The sequence below is a fragment of the Nigerium massiliense genome, from assembly GCF_000826085.1.
GTDB classification, from domain to species: Bacteria; Actinomycetota; Actinomycetes; order Propionibacteriales; family Propionibacteriaceae; genus Propioniciclava; species Propioniciclava massiliense.
On sequence record NZ_CCYM01000003.1, the window covers coordinates 1,122,525 to 1,134,665 of the forward strand.

General features: G+C 69.7%; 14 protein-coding genes and 1 pseudogene. 2 read left to right on the forward strand and 13 right to left on the reverse strand.

What is annotated here, in order from left to right; translation table 11 throughout:
* Nucleotides 1-32: 32 nt before the first annotated feature.
* The 8 genes and pseudogenes from BN1187_RS13905 to BN1187_RS11690 form a co-directional block, all read right to left on the reverse strand.
* A pseudogene (locus tag BN1187_RS13905) lies at nt 33-557 on the reverse strand (general stress protein); the annotation flags it as partial.
* Between the two features lie 10 nt (nt 558-567).
* A complete protein-coding gene (locus BN1187_RS11660) occupies nt 568-1,500 on the reverse strand; it encodes an HpcH/HpaI aldolase/citrate lyase family protein (RefSeq protein ID WP_040161910.1) in 933 nt (310 codons plus the stop codon).
* A 49-nt stretch (nt 1,501-1,549) separates the two neighbouring features.
* On the reverse strand, nt 1,550-2,704 hold the full coding sequence (locus BN1187_RS11665; protein ID WP_040161912.1) for an Mrp/NBP35 family ATP-binding protein: 1,155 nt from the start codon (nt 2,702-2,704) through the stop codon (nt 1,550-1,552).
* 36 nt (nt 2,705-2,740) lie between these two features.
* Entirely contained in the window at nt 2,741-3,298 is a 558-nt protein-coding gene (locus BN1187_RS11670; protein ID WP_040161913.1) for a DUF1003 domain-containing protein, read from the reverse strand.
* Entirely contained in the window at nt 3,291-4,559 is a 1,269-nt protein-coding gene (locus BN1187_RS11675) for a magnesium transporter MgtE N-terminal domain-containing protein (RefSeq protein WP_052462639.1), read from the reverse strand. The genes BN1187_RS11670 and BN1187_RS11675 overlap by 8 nt, the downstream gene beginning before the upstream one ends.
* A 67-nt stretch (nt 4,560-4,626) precedes the next feature.
* Nucleotides 4,627-5,073, reverse strand: coding sequence for a sec-independent translocase (locus tag BN1187_RS11680; protein ID WP_052462640.1), 447 nt, complete (start codon nt 5,071-5,073; stop codon nt 4,627-4,629).
* Nucleotides 5,074-5,095: 22 nt separating this feature from the next.
* A complete protein-coding gene (dapA, locus tag BN1187_RS11685; RefSeq protein ID WP_040161918.1) occupies nt 5,096-5,977 on the reverse strand; it encodes a 4-hydroxy-tetrahydrodipicolinate synthase in 882 nt (293 codons plus the stop codon).
* 10 nt (nt 5,978-5,987) lie between these two features.
* The gene (locus BN1187_RS11690; RefSeq protein WP_040161920.1) at nt 5,988-6,209 is read right to left on the reverse strand and encodes a biotin/lipoyl-binding carrier protein; all 222 of its coding nucleotides are present in this window, start codon (nt 6,207-6,209) and stop codon (nt 5,988-5,990) included.
* Nucleotides 6,210-6,245: 36 nt separating this feature from the next.
* Between BN1187_RS11690 and BN1187_RS11695 the strand changes: the two genes are divergently transcribed.
* Nucleotides 6,246-6,899, forward strand: coding sequence for an O-methyltransferase (locus BN1187_RS11695; RefSeq protein WP_040161923.1), 654 nt, complete (start codon nt 6,246-6,248; stop codon nt 6,897-6,899).
* A gap of 73 nt (nt 6,900-6,972) precedes the next feature.
* Here the strand turns inward: BN1187_RS11695 and glgC are convergent, their stop codons facing one another.
* The gene (gene glgC, locus BN1187_RS11700; protein ID WP_040161926.1) at nt 6,973-8,199 is read right to left on the reverse strand and encodes a glucose-1-phosphate adenylyltransferase; all 1,227 of its coding nucleotides are present in this window, start codon (nt 8,197-8,199) and stop codon (nt 6,973-6,975) included.
* Nucleotides 8,200-8,349: 150 nt separating this feature from the next.
* On the opposite strand from glgC, the gene glgA reads away from it, so the two are divergent.
* Nucleotides 8,350-9,546: a glycogen synthase gene (gene glgA / locus BN1187_RS11705; RefSeq protein WP_040161928.1), complete on the forward strand. Its 1,197-nt coding sequence runs from the start codon at nt 8,350-8,352 to the stop codon at nt 9,544-9,546.
* Between the two features lie 72 nt (nt 9,547-9,618).
* Here glgA and BN1187_RS11710 read toward each other — a convergent pair whose 3' ends face one another.
* From BN1187_RS11710 to dapE, 4 genes are all read right to left on the reverse strand, one after another.
* Nucleotides 9,619-9,786, reverse strand: coding sequence for a DUF3117 domain-containing protein (locus tag BN1187_RS11710; protein ID WP_072042059.1), 168 nt, complete (start codon nt 9,784-9,786; stop codon nt 9,619-9,621).
* Between the two features lie 67 nt (nt 9,787-9,853).
* Nucleotides 9,854-10,222 carry a DivIVA domain-containing protein gene (locus BN1187_RS11715; protein WP_072042060.1) on the reverse strand — a complete coding sequence of 123 codons (369 nt, stop codon included), beginning with the start codon at nt 10,220-10,222 and terminating at the stop codon, nt 9,854-9,856.
* Nucleotides 10,222-11,028: an LOG family protein gene (locus BN1187_RS11720; protein ID WP_052462641.1), complete on the reverse strand. Its 807-nt coding sequence runs from the start codon at nt 11,026-11,028 to the stop codon at nt 10,222-10,224. The genes BN1187_RS11715 and BN1187_RS11720 overlap by 1 nt, the downstream gene beginning before the upstream one ends.
* Nucleotides 11,029-11,063: 35 nt before the next feature.
* Nucleotides 11,064-12,122, reverse strand: coding sequence for a succinyl-diaminopimelate desuccinylase (gene dapE, locus BN1187_RS11725; protein WP_040161931.1), 1,059 nt, complete (start codon nt 12,120-12,122; stop codon nt 11,064-11,066).
* Between the last annotated feature and the right edge of the window lie 19 nt (nt 12,123-12,141).

Consider the following 12,141-nt stretch of genomic DNA (forward strand, 5'->3'; position numbering starts at 1 on the left):
GGCTGCGGGTAGGCCTGGCGCTGCCGGTTCGGGTCGAAGGCCGCGGCGCGGGTCTCGGGCATCGCGGCGATCTTCTCCCGGGCCTGGGCGGCGACCCGGTGTTCGCACAACAGCTCGAAGCGGCTCGGCACGGTCATGGTGATCGAGTTGAAGTCACGCTTGCCGCGTTGCAGGGCGTAGCCGAGACCGGCGAAGGCGATGCCGATCAGCACGCCGATCACCAGCGCGGTGAGCAGCAGGACGAGGAAGTTCCCCCCGGGGGTGAAGATGAGCATCAGGAAGCCCACGAGCAGGCCGGTCGAGACGCCGGTCGTGACGCCCTGGGACAGAACGGTGCCCCACGTCTTCTTCCCCGTGACGCGCTCCATCAGCTTCAGGTCGGTGCCGACGATCACCAGGTTGTTCACCGGGAAGTTCCCGTCCGCGAGGTGGTCGACAACGTTCTGCGCCTCGGCGTAGGTGTTGAAGATCCCCACCGACTGCGGGTATTCAAGCTTGAAGGGCGACTGATCGGCCAGCGGGTTCCCGCCGCCGAACCCTGGGTTTGGCTGGGTCATCTCGTTCCTTTCACATTCCGGCCGCTCGGCCGCGAGCCAGGACGGCCCTGGCCAGTTTCACACCGGCCTCGTCCACCATCTCATCGTCGACGACGATGGCCCCGACCGCGCCACCGGCAGCCGCAGTCGACTCCGCGTACGCCGCCGCGATGCGCTGCGCACGCTCGAAATCTTCAGCGCTCGGTGAATAGATTTCATTCCCCGCATCCACCTGGCTGGGGTGCAGCACCCACTTGCCGTCGTAGCCCAGGGCCGCGGACGAGCGGGCCGAGCGGCGGAACCCCTCCAGGTCACGGACGCCGACGAAAGGCCCGTCGATGGCCTGCAGCCCGTGGGCCCGGGCGGCCACCAGGATCGTCATCTGCAGGTGGTGGAAGGCGTCCGCCTCGTAACCCGCCGGCTGCGTGCCGACGTTGAGGCCGCCCATGCCGAGCGCGGCCATGAAGTCGCCCGGGCCGTAGACCAGCGTCTGCAGGCGTGGGCTGGACGCGGCGATCTCGCGCACGTTGAGCAAGCCTTCCGGCTCCTCGATCTGCGCCTCGATGCCGATGCGCCCCACCGCGAGGCCGGCGGCGCGTTCCACCTGGGTGAGCAGCAGGTCGAGCGCCTGGACATGCGCGGCCGAGCGCACCTTGGGCAGCAGCAGCGCATCCACGCGCGCGCCCGCACCGGTGACCACCTCGATGACGTCGCCGTACGTCCACGAGGTCGTCCAGTCGTTGACGCGAACCGTCACCAGCGGCGCGGCGAACCCGGCCGGGTCGTTGAGCGCGGCGACGACGCGGGCCCGCGACTCCTCCTTGACGTGCGGCGCCACGGCGTCCTCGAGGTCGAGGAACACCGCGTCGACGCCGAGGGTGCGCGCCTTGGCGATGAACCGGTCGGACGATCCAGGGACCGCCAGCACGGTGCGGCGCACCTGGCCGTCCGACCCGGTGCTCACGGCATCGACCCTCGCCATCCGGACGCCCCGCCTCGCCAGCTCGGACGGCTCAGTTGACGTGCAGGCCGAGCTTCTTGCCGGCCAGCCCGCGCTTGCGGGTGGCGAGCCGGTCGGCCAGCTCGTCCAGCGCCTTGGCGGCCGGACGCGAGGCGTCCCCGGCGACCAGCGGGACGCCCTCGTCCCCGCCGGCCCGCACGGCGGGATCGAGCGGGATCTGCGCGAGCAGAGGGACGTCGTAGCCGAGCCGCGTCGTGAGCGTGCGGGAGACCTCCTCGCCGCCGCCGGAGCCGAACACGTCGACCCGGTGCGTCTGGCCGCAGTGCGGGCACTCGGTGTCGAGGTAGGCCATGTTCTCCACGATGCCGTAGACGCGCTGCTCCATCATCGACGCCATGGTGCCGGCGCGCTCGGCCACCTCGGCGGCGGCCTGCTGCGGCGTGGTGACGACGATCGCCTCGGCGTTCGGCAGCTTGCTGCCCAGGCTCATCGCGACGTCGCCGGTGCCGGGCGGCAGGTCGAGCAGCAGGAAGTCGAGGTCGCCCCAGTACACGTCGGCGAGCAGCTGGTGCAGCGCCCGGTCGAGGATCGGGCCACGCCACGCGATCACCTGATCGCGGGACGCCTTCAGCATGCCCATCGAGATGACCTTCATGCCCATGGACGGCACCGGCATGATCATGTCGTCGAACGCGGTGGGGACGGCGTCCATCAGCCCCAGCATCTGCGGGATCGAGTGGCCGTAGATGTCGGCGTCCAGGAGGCCGACGCTCTTGCCGCGCTGGGCCAGCGCCATGGCGAGGTTCACGGTGACCGACGACTTACCGACGCCGCCCTTGCCGGACGCGATCAGGTACACCTGCGTCAGGTTGTCGGGCTTCGCGAACGGGATCTCCCGCTCGGCCAGTCCGCCGCGCAGCTGCTTCTTCATCTCGGCGCGCTGCTCGTCGGTCATGACGCCGAGCTCGAGGTCGAGGCCCTTGAGGCCCTCCACCTCGCGCAGCGCGGCCTGCACGTCGTGCTCGATGGTGTTGCTCAGCGGGCAGCCCGCGATGGTCAGCAGCACCTTGACGCGGGCGTAGCCATCCTCGTCCACCTCGACCGTGTCGACCATGCCGAGTTCGGTGATCGGTTTGTGGATCTCGGGATCGTTGACGGTCGCCAACGCGGCGTGGACGGCGGGAAGCAGCGGATGCTCAGCAGACATGGGGGCGATTCTAGTCGGGTCCTCAGAGTGCTCGATTCAGCGTTCGGAACGTCGCCGGCGCCGCTCCTCGCGGCGCTCGTCGCGCTCGTCCGACGACTCGTCGCCCTCGTCGTCGCCGTCCTCGCGTAGGTCCTCGATCAGGTCGCGCAGCTCGGAGCGGATGAAGTCGCGGGTCGGCATGTCGTTGACGCGCATCCGCAGGGACGCGATCTCGCGGGCGAGGAAGTCCATGTCGGCGCGGGACTGGGCGGACACCTCCCGGTCGTGCTCGAGGCTCACCCGGTCGCGGGCCTCCTGCCGGTTCTGCGCCAGCAGGATCAGCGGCGCGGCGTACGACGCCTGCAGCGACAGCAACAGCGTGAGGAAGATGTAGGGGTACGGGTCGATCTGCTGCGCGGGCGGGGCGAAGGTATTCCACGCCAGCCAGATCACGATGAACAGGGTCATCCAGATCAGGAAGCGTGCGGTGCCCATGAACCGGGCGAAGCCCTCCGCGAACTCGCCGAACGTGTCCGAGGAGAACCGCGGCAGCAGCCGGAACGTGCGCTCGCGGCCCGGCGTGTTGAGGCGGGGCTGCTGGTTGGCGTTAGACATCGATCTCCTCCGTTCCGGCGAGCTGAGCACCCCGCCAGTCGTCCGGCAGGATGTGGTCGAGGACGTCGTCGACCGTCACGGCGCCCAGCAGCCGATTCTGGTCGTCCACGACAGGGGCGCACACCAGGTCGTAGGTGGCGAAGTAGCGGCTGACGTGCGCGATGTCGTCTTCCGGGTCGAGGGGTTCGATCGCGTTGTCGATGAGGTTCGCCGCCAGCAGCGACGGTGGTTCGCGCAGCAGCCGTTGGATGTGGACGGCGCCGAGGAAGCGCCCGGTGGGCGTCTCCAGCGGGGTGCGGCAGATGAACGCGAGCGCGGCCATGGCGGGCGTGTTGTCCTCGTGCCGCAGCAGCGCCAGACAGTCGGCGACCGTCGCGTCCGGGGCGACGATGACGGGCTCGGGGGTCATCAGGCCGCCGGCCGTCTCGGCGTCGTAGGTCAGCAGGGTGCGGACGTCCTCCGCGTCCTCGGGCTCCATGCGGCCCAGGATCTTCTCGGCCAAGTCGGGGCTCAGCTCGGCGATGAGGTCAGCGGCGTCGTCGGGATCCATCTCTTCCAAGACGTCGGCCGCCCGCTCGGTGTCGAGCTGCCCGATGACGCGCACCTGCTCGGCCTCGGGCAGCTCCTCCAGCGCCTCGGCCAGGACGTCGTCGTCGAGGGCCTCGATGATCTCGTCGCGCCGCTCGGGCGTGAGGTCGTGCAGCTCGCGGGCCATGTCGGCGGGCTTCAACTCCGCCAGCCGGGCGATGAGCTGATCGTTCTCCTGGCCGGTCTCGAGGAAGAAGTCCGGCACGTCGCGCCAGGTCGTGACCCGGACGTGCCCCTTGCCCCCGAAGGGGCGTCGCCCCGTCTGCTCGCGCAGGGCGACCTCGAACACCGCCCACTCGTGCGGCCGCGGCTGGTTGATCGCGACGTCGTAGATGGTGACGTTGGACGCGGTCGCGGACCGGTCGCGGACGCGCTTGTCGAAGAGGTCCTCCACGACGAGCAGCTCGCCCTCGCGACTCTCGAATCGGCGCGTGTTGATGACGCCGGAGATGATGACCTGCTGCGCGTCGATCGAGTGCACGCGCTGCATCGGGAGGAAGACCCGCCGGCGCGCGAACAGTTCGACGACGAGGCCCTTCACCCGCGGGGGTCGCAGTTGCGTGCGGTTCTGCACGACGACATCGCGGACCTTGCCGACCTGATCGCCACCCCGATCGAGGATGGGCAGGTTCACGATCCGCGACACGAAGACGGCCGAAGACGATGGGTTCACGCTGGGAGGGTAGCGCGCGGCGCGCGCCGGGACGGCCAGGGTCCGTGCCCGCGTCGCCGCCGGCGGCTCAGGTGGCCTCGGAGTCGTAGGCCACCGCGCGCAGGAACTCGGGGTCGACGCTGTCGTCGGCCGGCCCGTCGGACCACACCTCGCGGTCGCCCTGCACGTCCGCGCGGACCGCCCGGGAGGCGCCCCCGCTCTCGATGCCGGCGGCCGAGCGGGCCAGCTCACGCGTCTCGACGAACTCGTCGCGGATCTCGAGCAGGTCGGACTTCTCGTCCTCGCTCAATAGATGCCGGGCGACGAACGTCTTCGGGTTGAGGTCGGCAAGGTGCAGATCGTCGAAGCCGGGCCCGAGCTCGTCGCGCAGCTGGCCACGTGCGTCGTTGCCGATGCGGCGTAAGTAGGCGATGACCCGAGCGACCTTGCGGGCGAACTCGGGCAGCCGTTCGGGACCGAAGATGACGACGGCGAGGATGCCGATGACGATGATCTCGGTCCAGTTGAAGTCCATGACCGCCTCGCCTACCCCCGGTTCACAGGCCCGCGGCGTCCAACAGCGCGACGAAGGCGTCGCGCTGGCCGTCCGAGGCGGCCTTCAGCGGACGCCGCAGCGGACCGGGCCTGAAGCCGCGGGCGCCCAAGGCGGCCTTCACCAGCATGCAGCCCTGGGTGGCGAACACGCCGTTGTAGACCGGCAGGAGGCGGCGGTACTCCTGCAGCGCGCCGTCGAGGTCGCCGGCCAGGAAGGCGTCGATCATCAGCTTGGTGCGTGCGCCGGTGAAGTGGGTGGACGTGCCGACCACCCCGACGCCGCCCACCGACAGCAGCGGGAGCGTCATCGCGTCGTCCCCGGCGTAGTAGGCCAGGTCGGTCTCGGCCATGACCTCGGCCGAGGAGGCGAGCGCGCCCTTCGCGTCCTTGACGGCGACGATGCGCTCATGGCTCGCGACCTCGACCAGCGTGCGCGGATCGATCGGGATGCCGGTGCGACCCGGGATGTCGTAGAGCATCACCGGCAGGTCGGTGGAGTCGGCGACGATCGTGAAGTGCTCGGCGACGGCGTCCTGCGGCGGCTTGCTGTAGTAGGGCGTGACGACGAGCAGGCCGTGCGCGCCGGCGTCCGCGGCCTCGCGGCTGCGCTTGATCGTCGCGGCGGTCTCGTTGGTGCCGACCCCGGCGACGACCTTGGCCCGGTCGCCGACCTCGGCGACGACGGCCTTGAGGAGCTCGAACTTCTCCTCGTCGGTGGTGGTCGGGGACTCCCCCGTCGTCCCGTTGATGACGAGCGCGTCGTTACGCTGCTCGTCGACGAGGTACGCGGCCAGCCGCCGCGCCTCGTCCAGGTTCACGCTGCCGTCGTCGTGGAACGGGGTCACCATGGCCGTGAGCACGCGGCCGAAGGGGGGATTCAGCATGGGCGTCAGTCTAGGCCCTGGTGATGATGACGAGCGGATCACCATCGCGGACATGGTCGCCGGCGTGGACCACGACCTCGGTGACGGTGCCGGCGACGTCGGCGGGCACGGGGATCTCCATCTTCATGGAATCGAGCAGGCAGACTTCGTCGGTCGCTTCGACCTTCTGCCCGACCTCGACGGACACGCTCAGCACGGTCGCGACGAGTTCAGCGGTGACGGTGTGACTCATGGAAAGTCATCGTAGGGGTTCGGATAGGCTGCCCCTGTGACTTCAACACCGAGTACGGTCGGCGCCCCGTCAGCGGCGTCCTGGCAGTTCGCCGAGCAGTTCGTGCCCGAGGACGAGTACGCGCAGGCGGCGCGGCGCGCCGGGCAGGAGCTGGGCGTCACCTCCGCCTCCCAGGGAGAGGCCGCTGTGCTGACGCTCCTCGCCCGCATCCTCGACGCCAAGGCCGCCGTCGAGATCGGCACCGGTGCCGGCGTCTCCGGCCTCGCCCTGCTGCGCGGCATGAACCCCGAGGGCATCCTCACCTCCATCGACCTGGAGAACGAGCACCAGACCCAGGCCCGCCGCGTCTTCACGTCGGCCGGCATCGTCCCCCGCCGCGCCCGCCTGATCGCCGGGCCGGGCCTCGGCGTGCTGCCGAAGCTGTCGGACGCTGCCTACGACCTCGTCTTCGCCGACGGCGACCCCCTCGAGTTCGTCGAGTACGTCGCCCAGGCCGCACGCCTGCTGCGCTCCGGCGGCCTGCTCGTCGTCGGGCACGCGCTGGCCGGCGGCGCCGTCGCCGACTCCTCGAACGAGGACGACGAGACCGTCATCATCCGCGAGACCCTGGACGCCGTGACCGAGATGGAGGAGTTCACACCCCTGCTGCTCCCGGTCGGCGACGGCCTGCTGGTCGCGACCCGCGCCTGAGCAGGGCGCCCTCGACGCCGAGAACCCCCGCCGGACGCGTCCGGCGGGGGTTCTCGCTGCCCGGTCGAGGGCTCTACTGGGCCGCGACGCGCTGGCTCTTCGAGACCACGGTGATGCCGCCATCGCTGACGAAGAAACCGCGCGCGAGGTCGGCCTCCCGGTCGACGCCCACCTCGGCCCCGTCCTCGACGATGACGTGCTTGTCGAGGATGGCGCGCCGGATCACCGCGTTGCGCCCGATGCGGGCGCCGCTGAAGACCACCGACTCCTCGAGGTTGGCCCACTTGTCGACGACCACGTTCGGCGAGAGCACCGAGCGGTCGACGTCACCGCCCGAGATGATGCAGCCGGCCGAGACGATCGAGTCTTCCGCGGTGCCGCGCAGCGTGAACTTCGCGCCCGGCAGCTGCTCCTGGAAGGAGAAAATCGGCCACTTGCGGTTGTACAGGTTGAACTCTGGATTGACGCTGACCAGATCCATATGAGCGGTGTGGTAGGCGTCGATGGTGCCGACGTCGCGCCAGTAGTTGCGGTCTTTCTCGGTGGACTCCGGAACGTCGTTCAGGGTGAAGTCGTAGACCTGGGCGCGACCGCGGTCGACGAAGTACGGCACGATGCTGCCGCCCATGTCGTGCTTGCTCTCCTCGTTCTCGGCGTCCTCGTAGAGGCACTTGACGAAGGGCTCGGTCGTGAAGATGTAGTTGCCCATGGACGCGAACGACTCGTCGGGGCTGTCGGGCAGCCCGGGCGGGTCGGCCGGCTTCTCGAGGAACTCGTTGATCTTGTTGTCCTCGGCGGCGTCGATGATGCCGAACGCGGACGCCTCGGCGCGCGGGACGCGGATGCCGGCGACGGTGCAGTCGAGGCCCGATTCGATGTGCGCCTGGAGCATGGCCTCGACGTCCATGCGGTAGATGTTGTCGGCGCCGAACACGACGACGTAGTCGGGCTGCTCATCCTTGATCAGGTTCATCGACTGGAAGATGGCGTCGGCGCTGCCGGAGTACCACTGCTTGCCCGTGCGCTGCTGTGCGGGGACGGACGTCACGTAGCTGCCGAGCAGGGTCGACATGCGCCACGTCTGGGAGATGTGACGGTCGAGCGAGTGGGACTTGTACTGGGTCAGGACGGCGATCTTCGTCATGTCGGAGTTGACGAGGTTCGACAGGACGAAGTCGATGAGACGGTAGGTGCCACCGAAGGGGACGGCCGGCTTGGCCCGATCGGCGGTGAGGGGCATGAGCCGTTTGCCCTCGCCGCCAGCCAGGACGAGTGCTAAGACGTTCGGTCGGTCAGTCATGCTCTGAACCTAGGGTCTTTTCGGCCCGTCCACAACGGAATCATGGATTCCGTCACCTCGTCTTGCCCCTCGTTTCATCTTGCGCGTGGGGGCCGAGACGGACGCGTCGAATCCGGTGACGTGAGGGTCGCGTTGTGACACGATCGCGTCATGCGCGTATCCATCCTGACCCGTGAGTACCCTCCCTTCATCTATGGCGGTGCCGGCGTCCACGTCGGTCAGCTCGTCCCGCAGTTGCGCAAGTTCACCGACTCGGTCGACGTGCAGTGCATGGGCGCCGAGCGTGAGGGCGCGACGGCTCACGCCGAGGACTGGCCCGAGGGCGCGAACGCCGCGATCCGCACCATCGGCGCGGACGTCTCCATGGCGGCGGCGATCCCCGAGGTGGACGTCATCCACGGCCACACCTGGTACGTCGCGTTCGCCGGGCTCCTGGCGTCCGTCTACCAGGACAAGCCGCTGGTCGTGACGGCGCACTCGCTGGAGCCCGACCGTCCGTGGAAGGTCGAGCAGCTCGGCGGCGGCTACCACGTGTCGAGCTGGGCGGAGAAGACGGCCTACGAGCACGCGTCCGCGGTGATCGCGGTGAGCGAGGCGATGGTGCCCGCGATCCGCAACGCGTACCCCAACGTCGACCCGGCCCGCATCCATGTGGTGAAGAACGGCATCGACCCCGAGGAGTTCAAGCCCGACCATGACACCGATGTCATCGAGGGCCTGGGCGTCGACCTGTCCAAGCCGATCGTGACGTTCGTCGGCCGCATCACGCGGCAGAAGGGCCTCATCCACCTCGTCCGCGCGGCGCAGGACTTCGACCCCGACACCCAGGTGCTGCTGCTGGCCGGCGCCCCCGACACCCCCGAGATCGCCGCCGAGTTCGACAAGGCGTTCGCCGACCTCAACGCGACGCGCAGCGGCGTCACGTGGGTGCAGGAGATGCTGCCCCGGTCGTCCGTGCGCCAGGTGCTGACCCACTCCACCGTTTTCGCCTGCCCCTCGATCTACGAGCCGCTGGGCATCGTGAACCTCGAGGCGATGGCCTGCGAACTCCCCGTCGTGGCGAGCGCGGTGGGCGGCATCCCCGAGGTCGTCGTCGACGGTGAGACCGGCCTCCTGGTGCCCTACGACCCGGCCAAGGAGAAGGACGCGGCGTTCATCGAGAACTTCGAGAAGACCTTCGCCGAGAAGATCAACACGATCACCCGCGACCCCGAGCTGGCCGAACGCATGGGCAAGGCGGGCCGTGAGCGCTGCATCGCCGAGTTCAGCTGGGAGAAGATCGCCCAGGAGACCGTGGGGGTCTACGAGGCCGCGATCCGCACCCACGAGGAGTCCAAGAAGAAGTGACGACGTGACGAGGCCGCCGGCCAGGACGATGGTCCTGAGCCGGCGGCCTCAACGTTCAGCAAGCAGGTGCGCTCAGCCGACGACGCCCTTGAGGGCCTCGAGCAGATCCGACGCCTCCTGCGCATTCATCTCGATCACGAGACGTCCGCCACCCTCGGCCGGGATCCGCATGGCGATCACCCGAGATTCCTTGGCGACCTCGATCGGCCCGTCTCCCGTTCGCGGCTTCATCGCTGCCATCGCGCTACCTCTGTTCTCATCTCGCGTGCATTTACCCGACCCATTATCGCAGATCCCTCCGCGAACCTCAGCCAAGCCAGGGCGGGTCGTCCGGGCCACGCCCCCGCTGGGGGCCGCCGATTCCGACGTCGCCGGCGTCCTCGACCCCGGCGTCGGGCCGCGCCGCCGACTGCCGCGAGGACGCCTCCTGCACGACGAGCTGGTTCGCGATCCGATCGAGCAGGGCGTCCACCTGAGCCGGGGAGTAGCCGCGCATGACGACGCCGAAGCGGACCCCGCGCAACTCGTCTGCCGTGACGGGGCCGGTGCGCTCGGCAGGGGCGGGGACGTCGGTGACGACCGGGGGCATGCCCTGGAACCGCCCGCCGGCGACCAGCGCCGCGATCGCGAGGACGAGGACCGCGCAGGCGTAGATCACCCACTCCAGCCCGGGCATCAGTCGCCCTTCTCCGCGGCATTCCGCTCCGCGCGCTCCTTCTCCGCCGCGGCGGCCTTCTCGGCGCGGCTCACCTTCGCGGCGTGCTCCCGGACGATCGCCACCGCCTCGTCGACGTCGTCGGTGAGGTGCAGCAGTCCGCGGTCGAGGTCGCCGATGTAGCCGTCCGCCTCCACCGACTTCTCCAGCCAGTCGAGCAGCCCCTGCCAGTAGTCGCGTCCGAACAGGATGATCGGGAACTGGGTGACCTTCTTCGTCTGCACGAGCGTGAGCGCCTCGAACAGCTCGTCGAACGTCCCGAAGCCGCCGGGCATCACGACGAAGCCCTGCGCGTACTTGAGGAACATCACCTTGCGGACGAAGAAGTAGCGGAAGTTGATGCCGAGGGTGACGTACTTGTTCAGCCGCTCCTCGAACGGGAGCTCGATGCCGAGCCCGACCGAGACGCCGTCCGCCTGCACGGCCCCCTTGTTCGCGGCCTCCATGATGCCCGGACCGCCGCCGGTGATGACCGCGTAGCCGGCCTCGACGAGCGCCTTGCCGAGCTGCTGGGCAGCCCGAAAGTACGGGCTGTCGCTGGACGTCCGGGCCGACCCGAAAACGCTGACCGCCGGGCCGAGCTCCGCGAGCGTCCCGAAGCCCTCGACGAACTCCGCCTGGATGCGCATGACCCGCCACGGATCGGCGTGCACCCAGTCGGTCGCGCCGCGCGACTGCAGCAGCCGCTGGTCGGTGGTGGTGCTCTGCACTTGATCGCGTCGCCGCAGGACCGGGCCCTGCTGCTGTCGCGCCTTCTTCTTCGTCATGCGGCTCAGCCTAGCCAGCGGCCGATCAGGACGGCTCAGCCCTTCAGCCAGCGGGTGAGCGCGTCCGCGCACGTGTCCAGGTCGGCCAGCGGGCAGAACTCGTCGTCCGCGTGCGCCTTGCCGGGGTCACCGGGCCCGAAGTTGACCGCGGGAACACCGAGCGCGGAGAACCGAGCCACATCGGTCCAGCCGTACTTGGGGCCTGGCGTCCCGCCGACCGCGGCCAGGAATTCCCGGGCCGCCGACCGGTCGAGCCCGGGCCGGGCACCCAGGGAGAAGTCGGTGAAGACGACGTCGTAGCCCTCGAACACCTCCCGGACGTGGCCCTTCGCGTCCTCCTCGTCGCGGTCGGGCGCGAACCGGAAGTTGATCGTCACCGTGCAGGAGTCGGGGATCACGTTGCCGGCGATCCCACCCGCGATGCCGACCGCGTTGAGACCCTCGCGGTACTCCAGGCCTTCGACGACGACGCGCCGGGGCTCGTAGGAGACCAGGCGCCCGAGGACGTCCGCGGCGTCATGGATCGCGTTGTGTCCCTTCCACGACCGGGCCGAGTGCGCGGCCGTCCCGGTCGTGGTGATCTCGCAGCGCAGCGTGCCTTGGCAACCGCCCTCGACCGCGGCCGACGTCGGCTCCATGAGCACGGCGAAGTCGGCCTCGAGCAGATCGGGCCGGGCGTTCGCGACGCGGCCGAGTCCGTTGCGGGACGCCTCGACCTCCTCGTTGTCGTAGAACACCCAGGTCACGTCGTGCCGCGGGGCGTCCAGCGCCGCCGCGAGCGCGAGCTGGACGGCGACGCCGCCCTTCATGTCGCAGGCGCCACGACCGTAGAGCAGGCCGCCCTCGACCCGGCTCGGCAGGTTGCCGGCCACCGGCACCGTGTCGAGGTGCCCCGCGATGAGGACGCGGTCGGCGCGACCCAGGTTCGTGCTGGCGACCACGGCGTCGCCGTCGCGCCACACGCTCAGGTGCTCGCACGCCGACAACGCGGCCTCGACCTCATCGGCCAGGCGGGCCTCGTTCCCGCTCACCGACTCGATGTCGACGATCGCGGCCAGCAGGCCGGGCAGGGGCTGGGTGAGGTCGAGCGTCATGGGGATCACCCTAGTGGGG

Coding starts and splice junctions, on each gene's coding strand:
- BN1187_RS11665 (WP_040161912.1), bottom strand. CDS start 2,704: ATGTCTGCTGAGCATCCGCTGCTTCCCGCCGTCCACGCCGCGTTGGCG.
- BN1187_RS11670 (WP_040161913.1), bottom strand. CDS start 3,298: ATGTCTAACGCCAACCAGCAGCCCCGCCTCAACACGCCGGGCCGCGAG.
- BN1187_RS11680 (WP_052462640.1), bottom strand. CDS start 5,073: ATGGACTTCAACTGGACCGAGATCATCGTCATCGGCATCCTCGCCGTC.
- dapA (WP_040161918.1), bottom strand. CDS start 5,977: ATGCTGAATCCCCCCTTCGGCCGCGTGCTCACGGCCATGGTGACCCCG.
- BN1187_RS11690 (WP_040161920.1), bottom strand. CDS start 6,209: ATGAGTCACACCGTCACCGCTGAACTCGTCGCGACCGTGCTGAGCGTG.
- glgC (WP_040161926.1), bottom strand. CDS start 8,199: ATGACTGACCGACCGAACGTCTTAGCACTCGTCCTGGCTGGCGGCGAG.
- glgA (WP_040161928.1), top strand. CDS start 8,350: ATGCGCGTATCCATCCTGACCCGTGAGTACCCTCCCTTCATCTATGGC.
- BN1187_RS11710 (WP_072042059.1), bottom strand. CDS start 9,786: ATGGCAGCGATGAAGCCGCGAACGGGAGACGGGCCGATCGAGGTCGCC.
- BN1187_RS11715 (WP_072042060.1), bottom strand. CDS start 10,222: ATGCCCGGGCTGGAGTGGGTGATCTACGCCTGCGCGGTCCTCGTCCTC.
- BN1187_RS11720 (WP_052462641.1), bottom strand. CDS start 11,028: ATGACGAAGAAGAAGGCGCGACAGCAGCAGGGCCCGGTCCTGCGGCGA.
- dapE (WP_040161931.1), bottom strand. CDS start 12,122: ATGACGCTCGACCTCACCCAGCCCCTGCCCGGCCTGCTGGCCGCGATC.